Consider the following 25,038-nt stretch of genomic DNA (forward strand, 5'->3'; position numbering starts at 1 on the left):
CAAAAAAGACTATTTTTGTTTTATGATTTTAGTTACAGGAGGTACTGGCTTAGTTGGTTCGCATGTGCTGTTCAAATTAGTGAGCAGTAACAAACCTGTTAGAGCAATTTATAGAAGAGCCCATAAATTAGAGTCTGTTAAAAAAGTATTTGGTTACTATACTCAAGATGTCGACACACTGTACAATTCAATTGAATGGGTTGAAGCTAACATTAATGATATTCCGGCGTTAAATATTGCATTTAAAGGCATTACTCAGGTATATCACTGTGCTGCCTTTATCAGTTTTGAACCCGATAAATATCATGAACTTCGAAAAGTCAATATTAAAGGAACTGCTAATATTGTCAATCTTTGTATTTCAAATGCTATTGAAAAATTATGTTATGTGAGTTCAATTGCAGCTATTGGACATGAACCTCATCCAGATACATTAATTACTGAAACTACCGAATGGAATCCTGAACAGGATAATAGTGTGTATGCCATTACCAAATATGGTGCAGAAATGGAAGTTTGGCGAGGCACTCAAGAAGGTATTAATGCTGTTATTGTAAATCCGGGAATCATATTAGGTCCAGGATTTTGGAAAGGTGGTGGCAGTGGCAGTTTATTCAGACAGATTTATAAGGGTTTAAAGTATCATCCAAAAGGTAGTTCGGCTTATGTAGATGTTTGGGATGTTGTAACGACAATGATTGAACTTATGGAGAGCGATATTATTAATGAACGCTATATTATTATTTCTGAAAACCTAACATTTAAGGCCTTTCAGCATAAAGTGGCTAAGATGTTTAATGTTAAGCCATCCTCTAAAGAAGCGTCTCCGTTATTATTAGCCTTGGTATGGCGATTGGATTGGTTAACACATAAACTTACAGGAAAACGGAGAAAGCTCTCTAAACAACTGGCTAAATCCATTTCAGTTAAAACAGTCTATGATAATTCTAAAATAAAACAGGATTTAAATTTCGAATTTAAACCTATAGATAACGCTATTGCTCAGGTCGTAACTTATTATTTAGACGACTCGTCTATATAATCTTTATAATCGACTTTCTTTTCTTTCTGAACCGGCTTTTTAATACTCTTAATCTTTGTAGAATCACTTAGAGCTCTAATAGAATCTCTTTTTCTCTGTTTATCTTTTTCTTCTTTTTCAGCCAGAGCTTTATAGGTTATCTTATCGTTGTCAATTCTTTTTTCTACACGTGCGATAATAGATTCGTACTCTTCGACATAAAAACCATAATAATCATTACTTAAAGCAAACTGTAAACTATCAATATTGTATTTTTCAAACACATAGTTTTCAGGATATATTCCTTGCGCTTCTAAAATACTTTTGTTTGATCCTTTGGCAGCATTTAAAATAAACACATCATATAAGATATTGGCCATCTTATCCTTTGAAATAAGGTTCTCTGGCTTTTTGGGTTTACTATCAGAATAGCATCCAAAAAATGATATGATTACTAAAACAATGAGTGTACGTTTCATCTGTCAAAAGTTAATCGTTTAGCAGCTTTCACGTCTAATACTTTAAAATTATTGTACACTAAAGTTCCATTTAAAAACGTGTGTGTAATACGTGATTTAAAAGTCGTTCCTTCAAAAGGTGACCAGCCACATTTGTATAAGATGTTGTCTTTTTTTACAGACCAAGGGTTATTGATATCAACAATCACTAAATCGGCAAAATAGCCTTCTTTGATATAACCTCGTTTTTCAACCTGAAATAAAATTGCAGGATTATGTGCCATTTTTTCAGCAATTTTAGGTAATGAAATTTTATCCTTGTGATACATTTCAATCATGGCGACTAAGGCATGCTGTACTAATGGACCGCCAGACGGAGCTTTAGTATACACATTATTTTTTTCATCCAAAGTATGAGGTGCGTGATCGGTTGCAATCACATCTATTCTATCATCTAAAAGTGCTTTCCAGAGTTGCTCTCTATCTTTTGCAGTTTTTACGGCTGGATTCCATTTAATATGTGTGCCTTTTTTAGCATAATCCTCATCACTAAACCAAAGGTGGTGAATGCAAACTTCGGCTGTGATTTTTTTATCCTTTAATGGTTTCTTATTGTTGAATAAATTTGTCTCTTTACCTGTTGACAAATGAAAAACATGTAATCTTGCGCCTGTTTTTTTAGCAAGTTCAATCGCTCTGGATGAGGATATATAACAAGCATCTTCACTTCGTATTACAGGGTGTTTTTCAATCGGAATATCTTCACCATAAATATCTATATGCTCTTGCAGGTTTTTTCTAATGGTAGCTTCATCTTCGCAATGTACAGAAATCACCATATCTGTACTTTTAAAAATTTTCTCCAGAATTTCAGGGTCATCAACCAGCATATTTCCTGTTGAAGATCCTAAAAACAATTTCAAGCCTGCGACTGTTTTTGGATTCACTTTTAAAATCTCCTCCAAATTATCATTGGTACCACCAAACATAAACGAGTAATTAGCGTACGATGTATTTGAAGCAATTTCAAACTTCTCTTCTAACTTCTCATAGGTTGTTGTTTGCGGATTGGTGTTGGGCATTTCAATAAAAGAGGTGATTCCTCCAGCAAGCGCTGCTCTAGATTCTGTTTCTATGGTCGCTTTATGTGTTAAACCAGGTTCCCTAAAATGCACTTGATCGTCTATGCAACCCGGAAAAACATAATTTCCTTCAGCATCTATAATTGTCACATCAGCAGATTTAGCACTAATGGTATCTGCTATTTCTTTAATAATCTCGCCTTCAATTAAAAGATCACCTTCGGTAACCTTTCCTTCATTTACAATTTTAGCATTCTTAATAAGTATGGTCTTGTTTTGCATCTTATTTACTGAATAAACTTTTAAATTTCATGTTAATTACACCAAAAATAGCTTCAGAAATAATTCCGCCACTCATTTTTGATTTGCCTTTAGTTCTATCTGTAAAAATAACAGGAACTTCAACTATTTTAAACTTTTTAAGGTAAGCTTTGAATTTCATTTCAATTTGAAACGCATAGCCTACGAATTTGATGCCATCTAAATTAATGGTTTCTAACACTTGTCGTTTATAACATACAAAACCAGCTGTGGTATCGCATATCTTCATACGTGTAATTAATCGAACATATTTTGAAGCACCATAAGATAATAATACTCTACTCATTGGCCAGTTAACCACATTTACACCATCTACATATCTCGAACCAATAGACAAATCGGCTCCATCAATAGCACAAGCATTATAGAGGTGAATTAAATCATTGGGATTATGCGAAAAATCGGCATCCATCTCAAAAATATAACTGTAATGTTTTTTTAAACTCCATTTAAAACCTTCAATATACGCAGTACCCAAACCTGTTTTATTCGCTCGACTAATCAAAAAAAGCTGATCTGGAAATTCACCTTGAAGCGTTTTTACTTTTTCTCCAGTACCATCGGGAGAGTTATCATCAACTACTAAAATATCAAAACCCTTTTCTTGATTGAAAACAGCTCTAATAATGGCTTCAATATTTTCAATTTCGTTATAGGTTGGTATAATGACGATAGCATCTTGCATATACTATGATCTCAGTTTTTGATTGTTATATTTCAGCAAAAGTAAGTGTTTTATCAATTAAATTGTAGTGTAAAATCATAAACAATGTTAATCTTGTAATAATGATTTGGAGTTACTTCATAAAGCATATCATTTCGTCAAATATTCTTCATAATTTTGTGTCATGCTTAGAGACGTTACTTCTAATGATTGGTTTACAATATTCTTGGTACTTGGACTGTTGTGCATTACCATATCAAAATATGTCTTTGCCCATAGGTTTAAAGACTTTTTAGCGGTAATTGGTAATTCTAAGTATCTTAAAATATATGCCAGGGATCAAAAATTTATAGATGGTTTTGATGCCCTGCTTTTTTTTAATGGAATTATTTCTGTATCCATTTTTGCATTAATAAGCTATTCTACCTTAGTAAATCCTTCAGAATTTAATCTTAATTTATTTTTTAAATTGCTCTTTGGTGTTGGTGTACTCTTCCTAATAAAAGTATTATTAGAGCGATTAATAGGAAGTATTTTTGATATTGACGACCTCATTGACTCGTATCTTTTTCAAAAAACGACGTTTAAAAATTATACTGGTTTTCTATTATTTCCAATCAATTGCATCCTCATTTACAGTTTAAACCCATCCAAAACTATTATATATGTAATTTTCGGACTAATAATTATGATAAATCTAATTGGGTTTATAAGTTCATTTAAGAATCATCAAAAATTACTTTTAAATAACATATTCTATTTTATTTTGTATCTTTGCGCACTTGAAATTGGACCCTATCTAATTTTATATAAGCTAATTAAAGATTTCAACACTTAAAATACTTTAATGAATATGACGAAAGTGAAAACAATTTTAGTATCTCAACCAGAACCTAAAATAGAAAATTCGCCTTACTTTGATCTTCAAGAGAAACAAAAAGTAAAAATTGATTTCAGACCATTTATTCACGTTGAAGGTGTAGAAGCCAAGGAAATAAGACAACAAAAAGTTGATCTTTCCAACTACTCTGCTATCATATTAACAAGTAGAAACTCTGTAGATCATTTTTTTAGAGTAGCTGAAGAAATGCGTTTCAAAGTTCCTGATACGATGAAATATTTTTGTCAGTCTGAAGCAGTAGCTTACTACCTTCAAAAGTATGTTGTTTACAGAAAGCGTAAAATTTATGTTGGTAAACGTACCTTTGCAGATTTATCACCTTTAATTAAAAAGTATAAAGACGAAACATTCTTATTACCTACAACTGATAAATTAAAACCTGAAGTTCCTGAAATTTTAGATAATTTAGGAGTGAAATGGACACAATCGGTATTTTACAAGACCGTTATTAGTGACTTGTCTGATTTGGCAAATGTGTATTATGATATTTTAGTTTTCTTTAGCCCATCTGGAATTGAATCTTTGTTTCATAATTTCCCAGAGTTTAAACAAAATAGTACACGTATCGCTGTTTTTGGAAACACAACAATTAAAGCTGTAGAATCTCGCGGACTACGTGTAGATATAGCTGCTCCTACTCCTGAAACACCATCAATGACTATGGCATTAGAAAAATATATTGACAAAGTAAATAAAGGAAAATAGTTCCCTTATAACGTATATAAAAAAAGCGTCCTGATAATTTCAGGACGCTTTTTTTTGTAATGATATTATTATAAGTTAAAACGAATAGCGTTGTGGTCCTCCTCTTCGAATTTCCTCGCTTGCGAACTCTTCAAACTTTTTAAAATTTTCCCTAAAAGCATTAGTTAACTTAAAAGCTGTCTTGTAATATGCTTCATCATCTCCCCAAGTAGTTCTTGGACTTAAGACTTCTTTTGGCACTCCTGGACAAGTTCGTGGTTGTGCTACTCCAAACACAGAGTGAATATGATAATCTTCATAAGTATATGAACCCAATTCTCCATTAAGAACGGCATTAATCATAGCTCTCGTATATTTCAATTTCATACGTGTTCCCACTCCATAAGGTCCACCTGTCCAACCTGTATTAACCAGCCAAACATTAACGCCAGACTCTTTCATTTTATGGCTCAACATTTCAGCATATTTTGTTGGATGTAAAGGCATAAAAGGAGCTCCGAAACAGGCCGAAAAACTAGGCACTGGCTCAACTACTCCAGCTTCTGTTCCAGCAACCTTAGCCGTATAACCAGAAATAAAATGGTATGCTGCCTGACTAGGAGTTAATTTTGAAATTGGAGGTAAAACTCCAAAAGCATCAGCTGTTAAAAAGAAAATGTTCTTAGGGTTTTTTCCAATAGAAGGAACTCTAATATTCTCAATATGATGAATTGGATAACTTACTCTTGTATTTTGTGTTATTGAAGTGTTTTCAAAATCAACATCACCTTTGTCATTCATGATAACATTTTCAAGGATTGCTCCTTTTTTTATAGCATCATAGATTTCTGGCTCTTGTTCTTGTGATAAATTAATCACTTTTGCATAACAGCCACCTTCAAAATTAAATACAGTATTTTCATTTGTCCAGCCGTGTTCATCATCGCCAATCAAGCTACGTTCAGCGTCGGTTGACAGAGTCGTTTTTCCGGTTCCGGATAATCCAAAAAAGATAGCCGTATCTCCATCTTTACCAACATTGGCACTACAGTGCATTGGTAAAGTATTTTTAAATACAGGTAAAATAAAGTTTAACGCAGAAAAAATACCTTTCTTAATTTCACCTGTATAACCTGTACCTCCTATCAGTGCAATCTTACGTGTGAAATCTAAAATTGCAAAATTATGTTGTCTTGTTCCGTCTATTTCAGCGTCGGCCATAAAACCTGGCGCATTAATAACCGTCCATTCTGGAGTAAAATCTTTCAATTCTTCTTCGGTAGGACGTAAAAACATGTTATACGCAAACATGTTGCTCCATGGATATTCATTAATAACTCTGATATTTAATCTATAGTTATCATCAGCACATGCATAACTGTCTCTAACAAACACTTCTTTTTCAGAAAGATAAGCAGTGACTTTGTCATATAACTTTTGAAATTTATCTGAATCAAAAGGAATGTTTATGTTTCCCCACCAAACTCGATCTTTGGTAATATCATCTTTTACAATGAATCTATCCTGAGGTGAACGACCAGTAAACTCACCGGTTTTTACCGCTAAAGCACCTGAAGACGCTTCCTCTCCTTGTCCTTTGGAAATAGTAAGTTCGTGAAGTTGGTCTGAAGATAATTGATATCTTACTTGAGCATTTTTGATACCGTAGGCATCTAACGAAATCGTTTTCGTGATTTGTGTATGGTTTACCATAATTTGTTTGTGTTGTTTAAAGTGCAAAATTAAACTTTATTTTAAAGTAGACTGCTTATTTTAAGAATTATCAGTCTTGTTTTTAAAAAAGTTTATCAACAATACCAACCAAGCCATAATTAATAATAGTCCGCCAATAGGTGTAATGAAACCTATATGCTTAAAATCAAAACTTGTGAGTTCATTTGTTGCTAATCCATAAATAGATCCAGAAAAACATAAGATTCCAAAAATAGTAAGGTAAAGAATAATTCGCTTTGCCTTTTCTGTAAGCAACGCTAAATTTCCAATACACAAAAGAAATAAGGCATGATACATTTGATAACGTACACCTGTCTCAAAAGTTTGCTGAGCATCACTAGAAATTAAAGACTTAAGGCCATGAGCTCCAAAAGCACCAAGAACAATTGCAACAACTCCTAAAATACAAGCTGTAATCAGAATTTTTTTGTTCATATATAAATTGAATTTAGGTTTTTATAACCCATTGTATTTAGTAAATTCGTCTAAAATTGCTTTGAAGTGGTTTAAAACTTAATAGGTAACTTTAGCTATATTTTGAACTTCAAAGATTTTAATAACAAAATTACTCAACTCAAACCATTATGCGAAAGATTTTAGTCATAGGTTCTGGAAAATCTACATCCTACCTTATAAAATATTTACTAGAAAAATCTACTGAAGAAGAACTTCATATTATTGTAGGTGACATTAATATACAAAATGCAAAAAAATTAATTGGCGAACACGAAAATGCCAATGCGATTACCTTAGATGTTTTTAATAAGTCCTCTCGTCAAGCTGCAATTGAAAATGCCGATATTGTGGTTTCTATGCTTCCTGCCAGATACCATATAGAAGTTGCGAAAGACTGTATCATGTTTGGAAAAAATATGGTTACAGCATCTTATGTTAGTGATGATATGCAAAAACTCAATAAAGCAGTAACTGAAAAAGGACTGGTCTTTATGAACGAAATAGGTGTTGATCCTGGTATTGATCATATGAGTGCCATCAAAGTGATTGACAGTATTAGAAGTAAAGGAGGAAAAATGATTTTATTTGAATCGTTTACTGGTGGATTGGTAGCACCTGAAAGCGATAATAATCTATGGAATTACAAATTTACCTGGAACCCAAGAAATGTTGTTATTGCAGGACAAGGTAGTGCTGCTAAGTTTTTACAGGAAGGATCCTATAAATACATCCCTTATAATAGATTGTTCAGGAGAACAGAATTTTTAGAAATTGATGGTTTTGGTCGTTTTGAAGCTTATGCCAACAGAGATTCGCTTAAATATCAATCGGTTTACGGATTAGATTCCATTAAAACTTTATATCGTGGTACGATGCGTCGTGTTGGTTTTAGTCGTGCGTGGAATATGTTTGTTCAATTAGGAATGACAGATGACAGTTATACCATTGATGATAGTGAAAATATGAGCTATCGCGATTTTGTAAATGCTTTTTTACCCTATAGCCATACAGATTCCGTAGAATTAAAGTTTAGACATGCGCTCAAAATTGATCAAGATGATATTGTATGGGACAAATTAGAAGAAATTGACATTTTTAGTAAGACAAAAATGGTAGAACTTAAAAAAGCAACACCTGCACAAATACTTCAGAAAATTCTAATGGATAGCTGGACACTTCAAGAAGATGATAAAGACATGATTGTTATGTATCATAAGTTTGGGTATGAACTCAACGGTGAACAACACCAAATAGATTCGACAATGGTAACTATTGGAGAAGACCAAACTTATACAGCTATGGCAAAAACTGTAGGACTACCTGTAGCTATTGCGACATTAGCTATTTTAAATGAAAAAATCACAACACCTGGTGTACAAATTCCTATTACCAAAGAAGTTTATGAACCCATTTTGAATGAATTAGAAGATTTCGGAATTCAATTTTCAGAAAAAGAAGTTCCTTATTTAGGTTATAATCCATTAAACGTCTAGATAACTTGCCTATGAAGATGGTTAATCAAAATATTCAAATTGATGGTATTGATAAAAAAATACTGAGAGCATTGATGTCTGATGCTAGAACACCTATTTTAGAAATTGCGAGACATGTAGGTATTTCGGGTGCTGCTATACATCAAAGACTTCGGAAATTGGAAAAATCGGGTTTAATTTCTGGTTCTAAATTTGTAATTAATCCTAAAGTTTTAGGCTATACAACGATGGCTTTTATTGGAATTTATTTAGATAAGGCAATCAGTAATCCTGAAGCTGTAAAACAGTTGCAAAAAATACCTGAAGTTTTAGAATGTCATTATACAACCGGAAACTGGAGTATCTTCATAAAAATTCTATGTAAGGATAATGAACATCTAATGCATGTACTCAATCGCGATATACAGTCTATTACAGGTGTATCTAGAACAGAAACTTTCATTTCATTAGATCAGCAAATTGAACGTCAGATAAAAATTTAAAACCAATAAAAAAAGCAACCTTTGAGGTTGCTTTTTTTTTTGTAATAATTTCAAGGGTATTTATTGAATAATAATCTTTTTTACTGTGGAAGCTGTATCCGAAGAGATTGTTACAAAATAGAGTCCTGATGACACTACATCACTTAAATCTAGTTCTTTATCCTGAGTAACACCATTTAAATTAAACGATTGGATGGTTCTACCATTAATATCTGTTAGTATTGCTGTTTCTAATGCAATACCAGAGTTTTTAATGGTTACTATACCATTAGAAGGGTTAGGCGAAATGAATATCGAATTCCCTAAATCAAACTCATCAACTGATAGCGCCAATATGGTAAACTTTTCAGGCATACCAGCAACCAGTCCATTATATGGAGCATCAGTTATAGCATTGACTCCAACGAAATTTGCTGGATCTGTAACCGCTATTTTAGCATCTGCTACTGTTGCAAATGTATAACCTCCTGTATATACTGCATTATCCCATTCTTGAGAAGGTGCTGGACCAGAACCTACAGCCACAGCCGTTCTTGGCAAACCAGTATCTATTAAGCCTGTGAATAAATTAGTTTCTGTTGTACTTACACTATCATCACCCGAAAATGTTGTTGAAGAACCGCTTAACATAAAAATAAAATTTGGACTAGAAGGCGTTCCTTGTAAAACAGTAATGTGATCACCTCCAGTTGAAAGCGCCATACCAGTTGTTCCTGTAATTACTGCATCTCCTGCAAAATCAACAAAATCAACTCCAGGCAGACTATCATCATAAGTAACTATTTCTCCTGCTAATAGTCCTGATGCAGGAACAGTATATACAATTGCACCTTCTCCGCAACCAGCTGGATCAAAAGTACCAGCAGGTACTGCTCCACAATCTGTAAAAATAATTTCAGTTCCAGCGTCTAAATCTACAAATGTCGCAAAGGCAAAAGAATCTGGTGTATCAGCCTGATACCAGATTATAGCAATATCGCCTGGCAACAATACTGTTTGGGCTTGAGTGTGTTGGATGCTCAATATTGAGCTCATTAAAAATGTCAATAAAAGTAATTTTGTTTTCATAATAGCTAAGTGTTTTGGATTAATTAATTAAATGTATTGATTAACAGATGAATACAACTATTATTCAATGTGTTTTCTATGAATTACTTAATTTAACGATAATGAACCCCTCAAAAGACTTAAAGCTCAGACAGCAATAAGAAAAAAGCAACTTAGGTAAGTAAGTTGCTTTTTTAAATATTATTCAATAATAATCTTTTTAACGACAGATCCATTTTCAGAAGAAATCGTCATGAAGTATAATCCTGATGATACTACCGAAGTTAAATCAAGTGTTTTATCTAATGCCGACCCATTTAAATCATACGACTTAATTGCTCGACCATTTATATCTGTAATTACAGCAGTATGTAATGCAATACCCGAATTTTTAATGGTTACAATACCTTGCGATGGATTTGGAACTATTGAAATAGAATTCTCCAAATCAAGAGATGGTGTTGACAATGTCATACCTGCTGTAAAAGAAATGGCATCAAGTCCTAACTCTTCGGCTGCAGAGTTTGATGAAAACTCAATAACTAATTGCGCTTTACATCCAGCATATGCTGTTAAATCAGCATTTAAAGTATTCCAGGTATCTTCAATACCAAGGTCATCTATATCAAGTCCAAGAGTATCAATTAACGTTAATGTAGGACTTGCACAGTCTGTAAATTGAATGGTTACTCTTAAAAAATCTTCTGCTTCCCAACTTGTAGCTTCTAACACATATTGCATGCTAAACTGAGGATTTGTTGTTCCTGCTAAATCTACAATATCAAAAGTCATTGTAATATCTCCATCAGGATCTTCCATAAAAAACCCTTGACTGCCTTCTGGTGGTGATAATGCAATTTCAGTATTGAAAAAAGCACTAGTTCCAACACCAAAAAAATCTCCATCACTAAATCCAGATGGTCCATTAGGAGATGTAGGATCTAGAGTAATAGAATACCCTAGAGTTGCTCCCGACGACGGCTCTGTAACATAAATTAAACCGCAAGGCGCATTGTAATTGGCAAGTGTATGAATTGTAGTGGTATCAAAATCAAAATATTGACAAGAACCGCCTGATGCATTAAATGTTACGCCTGGTGTATTCTCAAAGCCATTTCCCACTTGCGCAAAAATAATTGTAGGTAATAAGAAAGTTAGTAAAAGTAGTTTTGTTTTCATAATAATTCTTTTTTTAGATTAAGAAGCCTAAAGTACTGTAAATAAATACAATACTTTAGGGATTCTTTTAAAATTCGATGAATGACGCCTTTAGCTTCTTGGTGGATAAAGACCTTCCATACAAATGATATAATAGGTCCCTAAAAATGGGTTTTGAATATCAAATGGTTGGTTTCCTCCTTGTAATCCTGTATTTCCAGAAACTGATCCTCCTCCAAATGTAGCATCATTAGCTGCCGAGTTGTAAGGGGTTCCAGATCCTGCAATACCGATATTGCGTCCTGATGGCTCATTATTATCACCATCATCTTCGTTACATGATAATGTAGCTGTTAATGTACTTCCATCATGACTATGAGAAGGTAACTGTCCTGTAGTAAGTGTTACTTGTTCACGACCTGCTCTTTCTCCTAAAGTAACAGGCTGAAGTCCTGGTCCATTACCAGGATGCTTTGGCACACGTCCTCTTAAATCTGGTAAGGCAAAAGTTGTTCTACCATCACCTCCATAAGTTGTTCCTAAAATTGAAAATAAAGCCGAATAGTTTGAAATTGGCAATAACTGACCGCTACAAAACGCCCAACCTCTTGGAGCAAAATTACCTCCAAACATCATTACTGTTCCTATATATGCATCATCCATAATATTATATTTTTTAAGTTGATTATTAATTAATTTAAATTGATTTTAATTTAGCTTCTCGGAGGAAAAACACCTTGAAGTGCAATAATGTAATTGATTCCTAAGAAAGGGTTTTGTATGTCTACAGACTGACCATTACCTTGTGGACCTGTATTACCAGAGACCGTACCTCCGCCAAACGTAGCATCATTGGCTGCCGAGTTATATGGTGTTCCAGATCCTGCAATACCGATGTTTCGTCCTGAAGGCTCATCGTTGTCTCCATCATCTTCATTACAAGATAACGTAAGGCTTAAGCTACTTCCATCATGACTGTGCGATGGCATATTGGCTACAGTTATAAGCGTTTCTTCTTTACCGCCTTTTTCACCCCAAGTTACTGCTTGAAGCCCTGCACCATCTCCAACACCTTTTGGAGTTCTACCTCTTAAATCTGGCAAAGCAAATGTAGTTCTACCATCTCCTCCATAAGTTGTTCCTATTAAAGAAAACAATGCCTGATTCTGGGAGATTGGCAATAATTGTCCGTTGCAAAACGCCCAACCTCTGGGGGCAAAATTGCCAGCAAACATGATAATTTGTGCAATAAATGGATTCATAATAATCTGTTTTTTTATAATTGGTTAATAATTAGAAACAAATGTCTACTTAAACACTAAAGCATTTAAGCGCAAAACCACTATAAGTCAAAATCACGTAGAATTACCTGTTTTTAAAAACTAAGCCTGTTTTTAATTTCTATTTAATTAGCTTTAAGGATTATTAATCAACTTTAAATTTAAATATCATGAAAGAAAGTTCGCTTACTGCTAAAAAAAACCCCATTGATATTAACGACGCAATTAACTACGCTAGAAATTGGAGAACAGCCCAGCCTAAAAATTGTAAAGCTTTTTTAATTCCTGCTGAAGATTTAATCGACACACTTGAAGAAATGGGCGTCATCGCAAAAGAAACTGATGGTCATTACTCCGTAAAAAATGTCAAAAACTCAGGTGTTAGAGCCTATATGGGAATTGATCCTAGCGAGCCTGATGGTGGTGGAGAAAAACTGTTACTTGTTGGTACAAGCATTGATTGTAATGGCAAACATAGAGACATCGTTCAAGGAGAAAAATCACCAGGATGTCCTTCAAATTTTGTTATGCCAAACCCAATAGGGAGTGGTGTATATGATTTAACAACACCATGTCCTAGCGAATGTGACACATTAAGCCCTTTGGAAAATGGTTAAAATATTAACTGATGAATAAAATTGATGATTTTTTTGAATACCTAGGTGTTTTACTGCTTATCATTAATTCTTGCTTATACATTTGGAGCTACAGTGTTTTTAAAAACATTGTAGCTCTAAAATATTTTATAATTTATATTGTGAGTATATGTATCATTCAAGTTATAGGACATATTTATGCTCACAACCTACAAAATAATTTACATCTATCACATTTTTATTTTATCATTCAATTCATATGTCTGTCTTTTTTTTACAAAACAATGTTCACGAAGATTCAGAAAAGAATGGTATACTATTTATTAGGTGGTGTATTGATTATTCTGGTTATTCAATATTACAAAAACCCAGAATTGTATTTTCAATTTAATAGTTTAGAAATATTTATTACCAGTCTACCCCTTATCATTTATTCAATTGTTCATATGTACAACTCATTGAATAAGTCTCCAGAATATATGTATATTAACGCTGGGATATTGATATACATTACGACAAGCACATTGATTTTTTTATTGGGTGTCTATTTATCCTCATTTAGAAATAATGATGCAGTAAAAAATATTTGGTTCATAAATAAGATACTTTATACAGTGTATATGGTATTAATACTAATAGAATGGAAAATGAATTTTCGGCCAGTCAAGCAGAAATCATAGGAGCGCTTGTTTATGGAATTATTTTTTTAGTCTTAGTTACCTTAGGACTCATTCTGTTTTTCTATTACTCCAGAAGAAAAATTGTAGAAAAAGAAGTAGAAAAAATTAATATTAAACTCGATCATCAAAAAAAAATATTACAAACAACGATTAAAGTTCAAGAGGAAGAACGTAATAGAATAGCTCAAGATTTACATGATGCCATTAGTTCAAAATTAAACGTGGTGAGTTTAACAACAAATGTTTTAATTGATGATGATTCTATAGCTGAAGAACATAAAGAAGCTTTGAATCACATTCTTGATATTACCACAAGAACCTTAGAAAGTTCGAGAAAAATAGCGCACGAGTTAATGCCTCCTATTTTAGATAAATTTGGATTAAAAGTCGCACTCGAAGAATTATTTGATGAGTTTACATCAAATACAGATATTAAAATAAAACATCATATTGAGTCATTAAACGACCTTGACAAGAGTAATGAACTACATGTATTTAGAATCGCTCAAGAACTCATAAGTAATGCTCTTGTGCATGGTAAAGCCAATCAATTAAAAATGGAGCTTAAAAAGGAGAAAGAGGGATTTGCTTTAGTTTTTAAAGATAACGGTGTTGGGTTTGATGTTAATGATATTAAAAAGAAATCCGGTATCGGATTACAAAATATAAAGAGTAGAGTTGCGATTTTAAATGGGCAGCTTTTTGTTGAGAGCTCGAAAAAAACAGGAAGTATATTTACTATTAATTGTCACTCGTATGGATACTAAAATAACATTAGCAATAGCAGATGATGAACTATTGTTTAGACAAGGGCTCATCTCTATTTTAAGTAAAGAAAAAAACTTAAACATTCTTTTTGATGCCGAAGATGGCAACCATCTTATGGATCAATTACGATCGGCAGCTGAAATTCCTGAGATTGTCATCACCGACTTAAAAATGCCAGGACTCAATGGAGTGGAAACCACCAAACTTATTAGAAAAGAATTTCCAGATATTAAAATTATCGCACTAACCAGCTACTTTAGTAAACCGTTTATTATCAATATGATTTCTATTGGAGCTGTTGCCTATTTGGCTAAAAACAGTACACCTAAACTGATGTTAACGACTATTAATGAGGTCGCAGATAAAGGCTTTTATTATGATGAACAGGTTATGAAATTTATTCATGAAGGTTTATTAAATAATAACGATCAAATTAAAAAATCTAATTTTGACACCACCTATTTCACCAAACGTGAAAAAGAGGTTTTAGACCTTATTTGTAAGCAGTTTACCACCAATGAAATTGCCGAAAAACTGTTTATAAGTCCTAGAACAGTCGATGGACATCGCAATAATTTACTCTTAAAAACTGAAGCTAAAAATCTTGCTGGCTTGGTTGTGTATGCGATTCAGAATAAACTTGTGAATTTAGAAGAACAATTTTAAACAAAAAAAGCATCCTTTTCAGAATGCTTTAATATCATATTTTTAAAATTTAGTCTCTAGACATGAAGATTTGTAATACATACCAGAATAATAACATCAATGATGCAAATAAGCCTAATGATGCTGGTATATAATCATCTTCAGAGTATTTATGTACCAGATTAGACGTTTGGTATAAAATAGAACCTCCAGCCAGTAAACACATGCCTACAGAGAACCATAAACCAAGGTTAAATCCAAAAAGTGTTCCTGCGATGATGAGTCCGATAGCAATAAAAAATCCAATGGTCAAACCTGTCCTCAAAAAAGAAAAATCTTTCTTAGTCACAAATACAACAGCAGACAATCCTGTAAATAATGCCAGAGTCACAATAGCTGCTTGATTAAGTAATTCAGGACCAGACTCCATATAATATGCTGCAATGTAAATTAAAGGCACAAAAATGAAGGCTTCTGCCAAAATATATAAACCATAGGCTAAATATTGCTTGTTTTTATCTTGTGTTTTTAAGGCCATGCCTTCAGCATAATTGGTAATAAACATAAAACCTCCAAGCATGATAAGCCATCGCCAGCCTTGTGTCATCGACATCGCAAAATTCACAATAGTTTCGCTTTGTAAGAGCATCCATTCAAATAAAATGAATACCAACACGCCTCCTGCGACATGTGCATAAGTTTTTTTATAAAACGCTACACGATCGGCGTCAGATAACGCACTAATTAATAGTTTTCCGTCCTCAAAATTATCGAAAGGACTTGGGTTTGAGTTTTCCATAAGTAATAATTGATTTAGTAATAGCAAATTAGTAAAAGAAAACCGAATAACGTGTAAATAAACGTAATTCGGTTTTAATATCTATGTGTTGTAAGGCGTTTAGTCGCGACTTCCAAAAACCTGAAGCGCCCAATATAAAAGCGATGCTAAAGCACCAATGGCAGCAACCAGATATGTTCTGGCAGCCCATTTCAAAGCGTCTTCAGATCCCTTATACTCTTCTGGAGTTACCATGTTTTTATTTTTTAACCAGGCTAAAGCTCTGTTACTTGCATCATACTCCACAGGAAGTGTGATAAAACTAAATAAAGTTGCAAATCCCATAAAGACTAAACCTGCAACAGCCACCCAATATCCTAAACCAACACCAGCAGCAGCTCCAAGAACAAGACCACCAATGACTAACCATTGTGACATTCCTGACGTAACACTAACGATAGGTACTAATGCCGAACGCATCCCTAAAGCACTATAAGCTTGTGCATGCTGAACAGCATGACCAACCTCATGTGCCGCAACAGCTGCCGCTGCAGCATTACGCTGATTGTATACAGCTTCACTTAAGTTTACGGTTTTATTCTTAGGGTTGTAATGATCTGTTAACTGTCCGGCTACAGAAATCACTTCTACATCAGAAATACCATTATCTGCCAGCATTTTCTCTGCGATTTCTCTTCCACTCATACCGTTACGCAATTGTACCTTAGAGTACTGTGCGAATTTTCGTTTTAATTGACTACTTACTAACCAACTCACCAATGCAATGGCACCAATTAGTACGTAATATCCCATCATTCCATTCATATGTTTTAAAATTAAATTGTTAGTAGTATAGCAAAAAGTACGCCATATTAAAGATAGGAAAATTTGTCAGTTATTGATACCTATCCCTCTCTATAGATTTTTCAAGCGGTTCCTTTTTATGAAGCACTTTTTGCACGCTATTATTGTCAAAAAAGATTATGAGTCGGTCGCCAAGATGATCTTTAAAGCTAGGCGATTTTCCCATTTTATAAATGATATAGTTTTTAGAATCTTCAGTGAAAATTTCAGGTTCACCTAAGAGAGATATCACCTCTTCCTTTGTTTTTCCTACAAGTAATTTATTATCGATAATATCATCTGCTAACTTATACCGTTTTGCCGGATTTGAATGCCATAAACCTTCATCAAATCGTTCTTCAAAATACCAGGTAAGTGAACTTGTGACTACAAATGCCACGAAAAAAAACATAAGTACTTTATCATATTTTTTTAGGCCTATCATTTAGTCTATTAAATCTATCGAATTCACTTTAAAACGACCATCGACAACTTCTCCTGACACCTCAGCAGTTCTGACAACCTCGCAAAATCCTGAATCTTTATCATGAGCGTCACCATAATCATCTATATCAGCACCATCAACAAAATATGCCTTGTCATCAATACGAACAGCTAAATCACATCCCTTTTGACTTGTCAATCCAAATTGACATTGTCCACAAGACACCTCAGCAGTTTGCTTTTTGTTTTGACTACAAGCAAAACATACATACAAAACACCTATAAGTAGTATTTTTTTCATGACAATCTTTTTTTATTAGCCTACAATATTGACAATTTTTCCAGGAACCACAATTACTTTTTTAGGCTCGCGACCGTCTAACTGTGCGATTGTTTTTTCGTGAGCCATTACTGTTTTCTCAATCTCATCCTTGCTCATATCTAATGGTAATTCTAAGGTAAAACGCATTTTTCCATTAAATGAAATAGGATAGTTTTTACTACTTTCTACAAGGTGTTTCTCTTCAAACTTCGGAAATGAAACCGTCGAGATAGAGTCGTCATGACCAAGTCTGTTCCATAGTTCTTCAGCAATATGAGGCGCATAAGGAGAAATTAAAATCAGTAGAGGTTCAAGAATGGCTTTGCTGTTACATTTTTGAGCCATTAACTCATTAACGGCAATCATAAATGTAGACACAGAGGTATTGAACGAAAAATTCTCGATATCCTCTTCGACTTTTTTAATGGTTTTATGAAGCGTTTTCAGACTGTCTTTTGAAGGTTCGGTATCACTGACTTTTAAACCATTGTCATCAACATACAATTTCCAGAGTTTTTTAAGGAAACCATGCACGCCTGTAATTCCTGCGGTGTTCCAGGGTTTGTATTGCTCTAATGGTCCTAAAAACATTTCGTATAAACGAAGGCTATCGGCTCCATACTGTTCGCAAATCGCATCTGGATTGACAACATTGTACTTAGACTTCGACATTTTTTCGACTTCTCGACCTACTTTATAAACTCCATTTTCTAGTATAAATTCAGCATCAGAATAATCGTCACCAAATTCACTATCACTTTTTAAACCATCAATATCTAATTCATCTGAAGCATTAACATATTTTACTTTCACATGAATTGGAATCACATTTTTATCTTGTATAAGACCAGATGATATATAACGATTAGTCCCATCTTCCCTATAAACAAAAGCACTTGTCCCCAAAATCATTCCCTGATTTATCAGCTTTTTAAACGGCTCTTCAACATTGACGAAGCCTCTGTCTTTTAAAAACTTCACCCAAAAACGTGAGTAGAGCAAATGTCCTGTAGCATGCTCGCTTCCACCAATATATAAATCGACACTCTCCCAATAATCAAGAGCTTCTTTACTGGCAAAAACCTCATCACGCATAGCGTCTTCCATATATCTAAAGAAATACCACGAGCTTCCTGCCCATCCTGGCATAGTGTTGAGTTCTAAAGGAAAGACATGTTCATTATCAATCAATTCATTTGAGACCACACTATGAGTTGTCGTGTCCCAAGCCCAAACATCGGCACGTCCTAAAGGTGGCTCACCTTCTTCGGTTGGTAAGTATTTTTCAACTTCTGGCAAAACAATAGGCAGGTGTTTTTCATCTATCATTTGCGGCTTATCATTGACATAATACACAGGAAATGGTTCGCCCCAATAACGCTGACGAGAAAACACCGCATCACGTAATCTATAGTTGGTTTTACCTTCACCTTGACCCAATTGCTCCAATTCGTAAATGGCGCGTTTGGTAGCTTTTTTATAGTTCATTCCGTTAAGGAAATCACTATTCGCAAGTTTCACATTGTCTTTTGAAGCATAGGCCTCTTCAGAAATATCGACACCTTCAAAAATATTAGGAATCGGAATATCGAAATGCTTTGCAAAATCATAATCGCGTTGATCACCACACGGAACCGACATCACTGCACCTGTTCCGTAACCTGCCAATACATAATCACCAATCCAAATCGGAATTAGCTCTTTTGTAAACGGATGCTCTGCATAAGCACCTGTAAAGACTCCAGAAATGGTTTTTACATCTGCCATACGATCGCGTTCACTTCGTTTTGCTGTGGCTTCTATGTAGGCATCGACGTCTGCTTTTTGAGCTTCGGTTGTAATTTTTGACACCAATTCGTGCTCTGGTGCCAGCGTCATAAACGACACACCATATATGGTATCAGGTCTTGTTGTGAAAACTTCGATCTTGTACGGATGAGATTCCGAAACAAGTTCGGAATGACGTTCACTTATGTCATGCTGAACGTGTTTCAGCATATCACTCGTCATGTTGACATTGAAAGTCACAGATGCTCCAACCGATTTCCCAATCCAGTTACGCTGAATATCTTTTAATGAATCGGTCCAGTCTAAATCTTCAACATTATAATCAATTCCATGAAGTAAGCGTTCAGCATAGGCCGAAATTCGCATACTCCATTGGGTCATTTTTTTTCTAATCACAGGATGTCCACCACGTTCTGACACACCATTGACAATTTCATCATTAGCTAACACAGTTCCGAGCGCAGGACACCAGTTTACTTCGGTTTCGGCCAAATAAGTCAATCGGTATTTGAGTAAAATATCTTGCTGTTCTTCCGAAGCATAACCAGACCAGTCTTCTGCAGTAAAATACGTCACATCATCATCACAAGCAGCATTAATTTGTGCATTTCCTTCCGTTTCGAAATCGGTAATTAATTCTGAAATCGGCCTTGCCCTATTCGAATCTTTACAATAGTACGACTCAAACAATTGAATAAAAATCCATTGTGTCCATTTGTAATACTCAGGATTACTGGTACGTACTTCTCGGCTCCAGTCGAATGAAAACCCGATTTGATCCAGTTGTCGACGGTAAGTTTTTATATTGGTTTCGGTCGTAATTGCTGGATGCTGACCTGTTTGAATGGCGTACTGTTCAGCAGGCAAACCAAAACTATCATATCCTTGAGGGTGTAAGACATTAAAGCCTTTATGACGTTTGTAACGCGCATAAATATCACTGGCAATATAACCTAAGGGATGACCAACATGCAGCCCTGCTCCACTAGGATAAGGAAACATATCTAAGACATAGTATTTAGGTTTATCTCTATTGTTTTCGGCCTTAAATGTTTGTTTATCGGCCCAATAGTTTTGCCATTTCTTTTCGATCTCGTTAAAATGATAACTCATGGTTTGTTTGCAAATTTAGACCGCAAATTTAACGGTATTACAACACAATTAAAAGTTTAAGCGTTGTAAACCTTATACAAACAAATTGTTTTTTATTTTTACAGCATTAATCCAATACTTTTATGAGTACATCTTTTGACAGATATCAAAAACGAAAATTAATTTCATCATACTTTTCTGTAGTGATCAGTATCGCCTTGGTATTATTTTTATTAGGTTGCTTAGGCTTATTGGTATTAAATGCTAAAAAGGTTGCCGACCATTTTAGAGAGCAAGTTGTGGTGACCATTTATTTAAACGATTCTGCTAAGGATGTAGAAGTTAAACAGCTTCAAAATACTTTGGCCATGGCTGAATACACAAAAGAAGCAAAATATGTGTCTAAAGAAGAAGCTGCTCAAATTGTTAAGTCTGATATAGGTGAAGATTTTATGGAGTTTTTAGGGGCTAACCCATTGCAAAACTCAATTGATGTTTACCTTAAAGCCGATTATGTTACGAACGAAACTTTAGATGGCATTACTGCCGAATTATCTAACAAAGCTTTTATTGAAGATATCAAATACGACAATGATCTGGTGGAAATCATGAACAATAACGTAAAAAAAATCACATTTTGGGTATTGATACTAAGTGGCATCTTTACGTTTATTGCTGTATTACTTATTAATAGCTCGATTCGACTGGCAGTATATTCAAAGCGCTTTATTATTAAAACGATGCAAATGGTTGGAGCGACAAAACGCTTTATCAGGAAGCCATTTGTATTTAAAAGCATTCAATTAGGCATCATAGGTGCCATTGTAGCGCTCATCGGTATGGCTTTTGTACTATATTACCTCGATAAAACATTCCCTGAAGTTGAGCTTTTACAAAACCCTGTATTGATAGGTGCCTTATTTATTGGCATTTTCCTTTTAGGAATCCTAATTACATGGATTAGTACATTTATAGCAACACAACGTTTCTTAAATTTAAAGACCGATCAATTATACTATTAATATTTAATTAAGAATTTGAAGTAAAATTTCATTTATATTTACACCAGATTTAAATCATGGGAGAACAAAAACGCAAAGAGACCACTAATCAAGATTTTATCTTCGGAAAGAAAAACTATAAGTTTATGCTTATTGGTTTAGCATGTATTGTACTTGGATTTATTTTAATGTCTGGTGGCGGAAGTGATGATCCTAATGTATTTGATCCTTCTATTTTTAGCTGGAGACGTATTCGACTAGCTCCAACTTTAGTCCTTATTGGTTTTGGGATTCAAGTGTATGCGATTTTATTGAATCCGAATAAAAGTTCGAAGTCTTAACAACATCCTTAGTAACAAATTCTGAATGTTTTTATCAATAGATACGTCTATTTTGATATTTTTGCCGCATGGATATTTTAGATTCAATTGTATTAGGAATTATTCAAGGACTCACCGAGTTTTTACCAGTCTCATCTAGTGGTCATCTCGAATTAGGTAAGGTCATCTTACAAGATGAAAATCTGGGAGCAGAAGACAGTCTGCTATTTACAGTGGTATTACACTTTGCAACGGCACTCAGCACAATGGTTATTTTTAGAAAAGATATTCTGGAGATTATCAAAGGTGTCTTGAAACTTGAGTGGAATGAAGATCTTCAGTTTATTTCTAAAATTGCCTTATCTATGATTCCTGCTGTGATCGTCGGTCTCTTTTTTGAAGAACAACTCGAAAGCCTTTTTAGCGGAAACATCAGACTCGTTGGCTTTATGCTCATCGTAACTGCCGTGCTTCTATTTTTGGCTGATCGTGCCAAAAACACAGATAAAAAAGTGACTTTTTCTAATGCCTTTATTATTGGAATTTCTCAAGCCATAGCAATGCTTCCTGGAATTTCCAGATCTGGAGCAACCATTTCGACATCTGTATTATTAGGAAACGATAAAACCAAAGCAGCTCGCTTTTCGTTTTTGATGGTCGTTCCACTTATCTTCGGAAAAATTGCCAAAGACGTTTTAGGTGGAGAAATCACCTATGACAGTGCAAACTTTACAAGCTTAAGTGTAGGCTTTATTGCCGCATTTGTTACTGGCTTATTTGCATGTACCTGGATGATTGCTTTGGTTAAAAAAAGTAAGCTATCCTATTTTGCATTTTACTGTATCATTGTTGGTATCATCGCGATCATCTATTCTTATAACTTAGCTGTATGACCGCTGAAGATTTCAAAAATGGTCAAGTCTTGCTCATTGACAAGCCTTTAAACTGGACTTCTTTTCAGGCAGTTAACAAACTGCGTTGGGAAATACGTCAGGCTTTCAATATCAAAAAAATAAAAGTTGGTCACGCTGGAACATTAGATCCTTTAGCTACGGGATTACTCATTATTTGCACAGGTAAAATGACCAAACAAATTCACACTTTTCAGGGTCAGGATAAAGAGTACACCGGAACTTTCGTTTTAGGCAGCACAACACCTTCCTATGATTTAGAAACTGAAATTGACCAGAGTTTTCCCACCGAGCACATTTCCGAAGTTTTAATTCATGATACTACCAAAATATTTATTGGAGATATTGAGCAATTTCCACCTGTATTTTCAGCTTTAAAAAAGGACGGAAAACGTTTATACGAGTATGCCAGAGCCGGAGAACAAGTAGACGTAAAATCGCGAACTGTGCACATTTCAGAATTTGAAATCACAAATATAGAAGGGAATACCATTGACTTTAGAGTGGTTTGTAGTAAAGGTACTTATATTCGCTCTCTCGCTCATGACTTTGGAAAAGCACTTAACTCAGGAGCGCATCTTTCGGTCTTACGTCGTACAAAAATTGGTGATTTTGACGTCGCCAACGCAACTTCTCCTGAAGATTTTATTCAATCCTTGTCTTCGGAATAATTTTTGATACTTCCTTTGCTTCTAAACCTAACTAAATGAAGCCATACGCTACACTACTTCTACTTTTGGTATTTGCAAATGTGTATGCACAAGATGATAATAAATCTAGTGGGCTATTTTATAAAATATCGCTAGCTACCACATTAACTGTTAACGAAGATTTTACCTTTGGTGATGACACTACTGAACGTTTTTTTAGAACAAGTGCTTTCTTTTTAAACAATACTGTTGGTTTTCAATTTGATAATCGTTCTTCACTAGGTTTAAACACTGAATATAATTGGCATTCTGAAAGCGGCTTACAATTTTTTCCAGTGCACTTAAGCTTTCAATATAACATTTTCGATTTTGATGATACATTATTTATTAGAGGTAGTTACGGACGCTTAGTTGGTGTTACTAATGATTTTGAAAAAGGAACACTTTATAAAGTTGGTGTTGGTGCTCGATTGTTTGACGACAACTATAAAAACTCATGGCTTATTGGTGTTGACTTTACCAGAAAACGTTTCGGATTTAGACAATTGGAGAAGCTTTCTAGTGTTTCATTTTTTCTTGAGTTTATGCTGTTCTAATCTTTTTTTGTTAATTTGACGTATATAAAAGACCAACTTGAATTAAAATTAGGCCTACTTGAATTTTATTGAAAAACATAAAGCACTTATTATAACGACCTTAATTGCAGGCACGTTATTGCTTGCTATGTTTAGTTTAAGCATCAAGAAAAAAGCTGAATTTATTGCTGAAAGTTACTACGAAATTGAGCCTCAGACTGAAGAAGAAATTAAAGAATTAGAACGTATCAAAGCTTTAGAGGAATTAGACAATGCTACTCCTAAAACCAATCAAGCTTTTAATGAAGATGAGGAGTTTAAAGAAATGATGCGTAATTTCAAATCTATGAACTCTCATCATGAAGAAGAAGCGCAGGAAACACCTGAAGAGACTTCAGAAGACGCCTCTCAGGAGCCAGAAGAACTTATGAGTTCTAACGCACCTTATAACAGTTCAAAAACCTATGCACTTAATGATAAAGAACGTAAAACTTTTAATAAAGCTAATGATGTATTAGCCATGCATTCTGCTAAAAAAGACGCTAAAAACAGCAAAGGGAATTCGGCCAGTAGTGTCTCATTTTCATTGTCTAAAAGAACCAAAGTAAAACTTCCGCCTCCAGTATATTTATGTGAAACTGCTGGTAAAATTATTGTAAATATTACAGTAAATGCTCAAGGACAAGTCACAGACACCTATATCAATTCTTCATCGTCTAGTGATAATCAATGTCTTATTGACACCGCTTTAGAGTATGCAAAAAACGCACTGTTTTCGGGTGCAGAACGTAAAAGTCAGATTGGATCTATCACCTATTATTTCCAAGGAAAATAGAATATTCAA

28 protein-coding genes are annotated in these 25,038 nt (G+C 34.3%); 14 read left to right on the forward strand and 14 right to left on the reverse strand.

Features of this window, described 5'->3' with window-relative positions:
- Positions 1-22: 22 nt before the first annotated feature.
- Positions 23-1,042, forward strand: coding sequence for an NAD-dependent epimerase/dehydratase family protein (locus H7350_RS01920; protein WP_204344181.1), 1,020 nt, complete (start codon positions 23-25; stop codon positions 1,040-1,042).
- Here the strand turns inward: H7350_RS01920 and H7350_RS01925 are convergent.
- Genes H7350_RS01925 through H7350_RS01935 form a run of 3 tightly spaced genes read right to left on the reverse strand, consistent with a single transcriptional unit; the run spans position 1,018 to position 3,567 of the window.
- Positions 1,018-1,500, reverse strand: coding sequence for a DUF4296 domain-containing protein (locus H7350_RS01925; protein WP_204344182.1), 483 nt, complete (start codon positions 1,498-1,500; stop codon positions 1,018-1,020). The genes H7350_RS01920 and H7350_RS01925 overlap by 25 nt on opposite strands.
- Complete coding sequence (locus H7350_RS01930) at positions 1,497-2,843, reverse strand: dihydroorotase (RefSeq protein WP_204344183.1); 1,347 nt, start codon at positions 2,841-2,843, stop codon at positions 1,497-1,499. Before H7350_RS01930 ends, H7350_RS01925 begins: the two co-directional genes overlap by 4 nt.
- 1 nt (position 2,844) lies before the next feature.
- Positions 2,845-3,567, reverse strand: coding sequence for a polyprenol monophosphomannose synthase (locus H7350_RS01935; protein WP_204344184.1), 723 nt, complete (start codon positions 3,565-3,567; stop codon positions 2,845-2,847).
- 163 nt (positions 3,568-3,730) lie between these two features.
- Here H7350_RS01935 and H7350_RS01940 point away from each other — a divergent pair, with 163 nt between their 5' ends.
- Together H7350_RS01940 and H7350_RS01945 are read left to right on the forward strand one after the other, a co-directional pair.
- Positions 3,731-4,384, forward strand: coding sequence for a DUF4271 domain-containing protein (locus H7350_RS01940; RefSeq protein ID WP_204344185.1), 654 nt, complete (start codon positions 3,731-3,733; stop codon positions 4,382-4,384).
- A 9-nt stretch (positions 4,385-4,393) separates the two neighbouring features.
- Positions 4,394-5,152: a uroporphyrinogen-III synthase gene (locus tag H7350_RS01945; protein WP_235989242.1), complete on the forward strand. Its 759-nt coding sequence runs from the start codon at positions 4,394-4,396 to the stop codon at positions 5,150-5,152.
- A gap of 75 nt (positions 5,153-5,227) precedes the next feature.
- On the opposite strand, the gene pckA is transcribed toward H7350_RS01945, so the two are convergent.
- Positions 5,228-6,844 (reverse strand): phosphoenolpyruvate carboxykinase (ATP), encoded by a 1,617-nt coding sequence (pckA, locus tag H7350_RS01950; RefSeq protein ID WP_204344186.1) that lies wholly within the window; start codon positions 6,842-6,844, stop codon positions 5,228-5,230.
- A 60-nt stretch (positions 6,845-6,904) separates the two neighbouring features.
- Positions 6,905-7,300, reverse strand: a complete 396-nt coding sequence (locus H7350_RS01955) for a DUF423 domain-containing protein (protein WP_204344187.1) — start codon at positions 7,298-7,300, stop codon at positions 6,905-6,907.
- A 149-nt stretch (positions 7,301-7,449) separates the two neighbouring features.
- Between H7350_RS01955 and H7350_RS01960 the strand changes: the two genes are divergently transcribed.
- Positions 7,450-8,814 carry a saccharopine dehydrogenase family protein gene (locus H7350_RS01960; RefSeq protein ID WP_204344188.1) on the forward strand — a complete coding sequence of 455 codons (1,365 nt, stop codon included), beginning with the start codon at positions 7,450-7,452 and terminating at the stop codon, positions 8,812-8,814.
- An 11-nt stretch (positions 8,815-8,825) separates the two neighbouring features.
- Positions 8,826-9,296: an Lrp/AsnC ligand binding domain-containing protein gene (locus H7350_RS01965; RefSeq protein ID WP_204344189.1), complete on the forward strand. Its 471-nt coding sequence runs from the start codon at positions 8,826-8,828 to the stop codon at positions 9,294-9,296.
- A 60-nt stretch (positions 9,297-9,356) separates the two neighbouring features.
- Here the strand turns inward: H7350_RS01965 and H7350_RS01970 are convergent, their stop codons facing one another.
- The 4 genes from H7350_RS01970 to H7350_RS01985 all read right to left on the reverse strand — a co-directional run bounded on the left by H7350_RS01970 (position 9,357) and on the right by H7350_RS01985 (position 12,763).
- Positions 9,357-10,364 carry a T9SS type A sorting domain-containing protein gene (locus H7350_RS01970; protein WP_204344190.1) on the reverse strand — a complete coding sequence of 336 codons (1,008 nt, stop codon included), beginning with the start codon at positions 10,362-10,364 and terminating at the stop codon, positions 9,357-9,359.
- A 180-nt stretch (positions 10,365-10,544) separates the two neighbouring features.
- On the reverse strand, positions 10,545-11,522 hold the full coding sequence (locus H7350_RS01975) for a T9SS type A sorting domain-containing protein (protein ID WP_204344191.1): 978 nt from the start codon (positions 11,520-11,522) through the stop codon (positions 10,545-10,547).
- A 90-nt stretch (positions 11,523-11,612) separates the two neighbouring features.
- A complete protein-coding gene (locus tag H7350_RS01980; RefSeq protein ID WP_204344192.1) occupies positions 11,613-12,164 on the reverse strand; it encodes a phage tail protein in 552 nt (183 codons plus the stop codon).
- A gap of 50 nt (positions 12,165-12,214) precedes the next feature.
- Positions 12,215-12,763 carry a phage tail protein gene (locus H7350_RS01985; RefSeq protein WP_204344193.1) on the reverse strand — a complete coding sequence of 183 codons (549 nt, stop codon included), beginning with the start codon at positions 12,761-12,763 and terminating at the stop codon, positions 12,215-12,217.
- A gap of 188 nt (positions 12,764-12,951) precedes the next feature.
- Between H7350_RS01985 and H7350_RS01990 the strand changes: the two genes are divergently transcribed.
- The 3 genes from H7350_RS01990 to H7350_RS02000 all read left to right on the forward strand — a co-directional run bounded on the left by H7350_RS01990 (position 12,952) and on the right by H7350_RS02000 (position 15,491).
- Positions 12,952-13,398, forward strand: coding sequence for a hypothetical protein (locus H7350_RS01990; protein ID WP_204344194.1), 447 nt, complete (start codon positions 12,952-12,954; stop codon positions 13,396-13,398).
- Positions 13,399-14,017: 619 nt separating this feature from the next.
- Positions 14,018-14,824 (forward strand): sensor histidine kinase, encoded by an 807-nt coding sequence (locus H7350_RS01995; protein ID WP_204344195.1) that lies wholly within the window; start codon positions 14,018-14,020, stop codon positions 14,822-14,824.
- Complete coding sequence (locus tag H7350_RS02000; protein WP_204344196.1) at positions 14,814-15,491, forward strand: response regulator transcription factor; 678 nt, start codon at positions 14,814-14,816, stop codon at positions 15,489-15,491. Before H7350_RS01995 ends, H7350_RS02000 begins: the two co-directional genes overlap by 11 nt.
- A gap of 49 nt (positions 15,492-15,540) precedes the next feature.
- Here the strand turns inward: H7350_RS02000 and H7350_RS02005 are convergent, their stop codons facing one another.
- The 5 genes from H7350_RS02005 to leuS all read right to left on the reverse strand — a co-directional run bounded on the left by H7350_RS02005 (position 15,541) and on the right by leuS (position 20,758).
- Positions 15,541-16,269, reverse strand: coding sequence for a Bax inhibitor-1/YccA family protein (locus H7350_RS02005; RefSeq protein ID WP_204344197.1), 729 nt, complete (start codon positions 16,267-16,269; stop codon positions 15,541-15,543).
- A gap of 99 nt (positions 16,270-16,368) precedes the next feature.
- The gene (locus tag H7350_RS02010) at positions 16,369-17,064 is read right to left on the reverse strand and encodes a zinc metallopeptidase (protein ID WP_204344935.1); all 696 of its coding nucleotides are present in this window, start codon (positions 17,062-17,064) and stop codon (positions 16,369-16,371) included.
- Positions 17,065-17,143: 79 nt separating this feature from the next.
- On the reverse strand, positions 17,144-17,503 hold the full coding sequence (locus H7350_RS02015; RefSeq protein WP_204344198.1) for a hypothetical protein: 360 nt from the start codon (positions 17,501-17,503) through the stop codon (positions 17,144-17,146).
- Positions 17,504-17,536: 33 nt separating this feature from the next.
- Entirely contained in the window at positions 17,537-17,836 is a 300-nt protein-coding gene (locus tag H7350_RS02020) for a DUF6370 family protein (protein WP_204344199.1), read from the reverse strand.
- A 15-nt stretch (positions 17,837-17,851) separates the two neighbouring features.
- Positions 17,852-20,758 carry a leucine--tRNA ligase gene (leuS, locus tag H7350_RS02025; protein ID WP_204344200.1) on the reverse strand — a complete coding sequence of 969 codons (2,907 nt, stop codon included), beginning with the start codon at positions 20,756-20,758 and terminating at the stop codon, positions 17,852-17,854.
- A gap of 122 nt (positions 20,759-20,880) precedes the next feature.
- Here leuS and H7350_RS02030 point away from each other — a divergent pair, with 122 nt between their 5' ends.
- From H7350_RS02030 to H7350_RS02055, 6 genes are all read left to right on the forward strand, one after another.
- Positions 20,881-21,759, forward strand: a complete 879-nt coding sequence (locus H7350_RS02030; protein ID WP_204344201.1) for a cell division protein FtsX — start codon at positions 20,881-20,883, stop codon at positions 21,757-21,759.
- A gap of 56 nt (positions 21,760-21,815) precedes the next feature.
- Positions 21,816-22,079 (forward strand): DUF3098 domain-containing protein, encoded by a 264-nt coding sequence (locus H7350_RS02035; protein WP_204344202.1) that lies wholly within the window; start codon positions 21,816-21,818, stop codon positions 22,077-22,079.
- A gap of 68 nt (positions 22,080-22,147) precedes the next feature.
- Positions 22,148-22,951 carry an undecaprenyl-diphosphate phosphatase gene (locus H7350_RS02040; RefSeq protein ID WP_204344203.1) on the forward strand — a complete coding sequence of 268 codons (804 nt, stop codon included), beginning with the start codon at positions 22,148-22,150 and terminating at the stop codon, positions 22,949-22,951.
- Positions 22,948-23,640 (forward strand): tRNA pseudouridine(55) synthase TruB, encoded by a 693-nt coding sequence (truB, locus tag H7350_RS02045; protein WP_204344204.1) that lies wholly within the window; start codon positions 22,948-22,950, stop codon positions 23,638-23,640. The genes H7350_RS02040 and truB overlap by 4 nt, the downstream gene beginning before the upstream one ends.
- A 35-nt stretch (positions 23,641-23,675) precedes the next feature.
- Complete coding sequence (locus H7350_RS02050; protein ID WP_204344205.1) at positions 23,676-24,215, forward strand: hypothetical protein; 540 nt, start codon at positions 23,676-23,678, stop codon at positions 24,213-24,215.
- Between the two features lie 58 nt (positions 24,216-24,273).
- Complete coding sequence (locus H7350_RS02055; protein WP_204344206.1) at positions 24,274-25,029, forward strand: energy transducer TonB family protein; 756 nt, start codon at positions 24,274-24,276, stop codon at positions 25,027-25,029.
- Positions 25,030-25,038: the final 9 nt, after the last annotated feature.

Origin of the sequence: Psychroserpens algicola (assembly GCF_014526325.1) — a bacterium.
GTDB lineage: Bacteria > Bacteroidota > Bacteroidia > Flavobacteriales > Flavobacteriaceae > Psychroserpens > Psychroserpens algicola.

What these genes read in the sequence shown, in the direction of transcription:
- H7350_RS02005 (WP_204344197.1), bottom strand. Translation starts at nt 16,269, where the DNA reads ATGGAAAACTCAAACCCAAGTCCTTTCGATAATTTTGAGGACGGAAAA.
- H7350_RS02035 (WP_204344202.1), top strand. Translation starts at nt 21,816, where the DNA reads ATGGGAGAACAAAAACGCAAAGAGACCACTAATCAAGATTTTATCTTC.
- pckA (WP_204344186.1), bottom strand. Translation starts at nt 6,844, where the DNA reads ATGGTAAACCATACACAAATCACGAAAACGATTTCGTTAGATGCCTAC.
- H7350_RS02015 (WP_204344198.1), bottom strand. Translation starts at nt 17,503, where the DNA reads ATGTTTTTTTTCGTGGCATTTGTAGTCACAAGTTCACTTACCTGGTAT.
- H7350_RS01920 (WP_204344181.1), top strand. Translation starts at nt 23, where the DNA reads ATGATTTTAGTTACAGGAGGTACTGGCTTAGTTGGTTCGCATGTGCTG.
- leuS (WP_204344200.1), bottom strand. Translation starts at nt 20,758, where the DNA reads ATGAGTTATCATTTTAACGAGATCGAAAAGAAATGGCAAAACTATTGG.
- H7350_RS01965 (WP_204344189.1), top strand. Translation starts at nt 8,826, where the DNA reads ATGAAGATGGTTAATCAAAATATTCAAATTGATGGTATTGATAAAAAA.
- H7350_RS01960 (WP_204344188.1), top strand. Translation starts at nt 7,450, where the DNA reads ATGCGAAAGATTTTAGTCATAGGTTCTGGAAAATCTACATCCTACCTT.
- H7350_RS01995 (WP_204344195.1), top strand. Translation starts at nt 14,018, where the DNA reads ATGGAAAATGAATTTTCGGCCAGTCAAGCAGAAATCATAGGAGCGCTT.
- H7350_RS02050 (WP_204344205.1), top strand. Translation starts at nt 23,676, where the DNA reads ATGAAGCCATACGCTACACTACTTCTACTTTTGGTATTTGCAAATGTG.
- H7350_RS02000 (WP_204344196.1), top strand. Translation starts at nt 14,814, where the DNA reads ATGGATACTAAAATAACATTAGCAATAGCAGATGATGAACTATTGTTT.
- H7350_RS02010 (WP_204344935.1), bottom strand. Translation starts at nt 17,064, where the DNA reads ATGATGGGATATTACGTACTAATTGGTGCCATTGCATTGGTGAGTTGG.
- H7350_RS01940 (WP_204344185.1), top strand. Translation starts at nt 3,731, where the DNA reads ATGCTTAGAGACGTTACTTCTAATGATTGGTTTACAATATTCTTGGTA.
- truB (WP_204344204.1), top strand. Translation starts at nt 22,948, where the DNA reads ATGACCGCTGAAGATTTCAAAAATGGTCAAGTCTTGCTCATTGACAAG.
- H7350_RS01955 (WP_204344187.1), bottom strand. Translation starts at nt 7,300, where the DNA reads ATGAACAAAAAAATTCTGATTACAGCTTGTATTTTAGGAGTTGTTGCA.
- H7350_RS02040 (WP_204344203.1), top strand. Translation starts at nt 22,148, where the DNA reads ATGGATATTTTAGATTCAATTGTATTAGGAATTATTCAAGGACTCACC.
- H7350_RS01975 (WP_204344191.1), bottom strand. Translation starts at nt 11,522, where the DNA reads ATGAAAACAAAACTACTTTTACTAACTTTCTTATTACCTACAATTATT.
- H7350_RS02020 (WP_204344199.1), bottom strand. Translation starts at nt 17,836, where the DNA reads ATGAAAAAAATACTACTTATAGGTGTTTTGTATGTATGTTTTGCTTGT.
- H7350_RS02030 (WP_204344201.1), top strand. Translation starts at nt 20,881, where the DNA reads ATGAGTACATCTTTTGACAGATATCAAAAACGAAAATTAATTTCATCA.
- H7350_RS01945 (WP_235989242.1), top strand. Translation starts at nt 4,394, where the DNA reads ATGAATATGACGAAAGTGAAAACAATTTTAGTATCTCAACCAGAACCT.
- H7350_RS01930 (WP_204344183.1), bottom strand. Translation starts at nt 2,843, where the DNA reads ATGCAAAACAAGACCATACTTATTAAGAATGCTAAAATTGTAAATGAA.
- H7350_RS01925 (WP_204344182.1), bottom strand. Translation starts at nt 1,500, where the DNA reads ATGAAACGTACACTCATTGTTTTAGTAATCATATCATTTTTTGGATGC.
- H7350_RS01970 (WP_204344190.1), bottom strand. Translation starts at nt 10,364, where the DNA reads ATGAAAACAAAATTACTTTTATTGACATTTTTAATGAGCTCAATATTG.
- H7350_RS01990 (WP_204344194.1), top strand. Translation starts at nt 12,952, where the DNA reads ATGAAAGAAAGTTCGCTTACTGCTAAAAAAAACCCCATTGATATTAAC.
- H7350_RS01980 (WP_204344192.1), bottom strand. Translation starts at nt 12,164, where the DNA reads ATGGATGATGCATATATAGGAACAGTAATGATGTTTGGAGGTAATTTT.
- H7350_RS01985 (WP_204344193.1), bottom strand. Translation starts at nt 12,763, where the DNA reads ATGAATCCATTTATTGCACAAATTATCATGTTTGCTGGCAATTTTGCC.
- H7350_RS01935 (WP_204344184.1), bottom strand. Translation starts at nt 3,567, where the DNA reads ATGCAAGATGCTATCGTCATTATACCAACCTATAACGAAATTGAAAAT.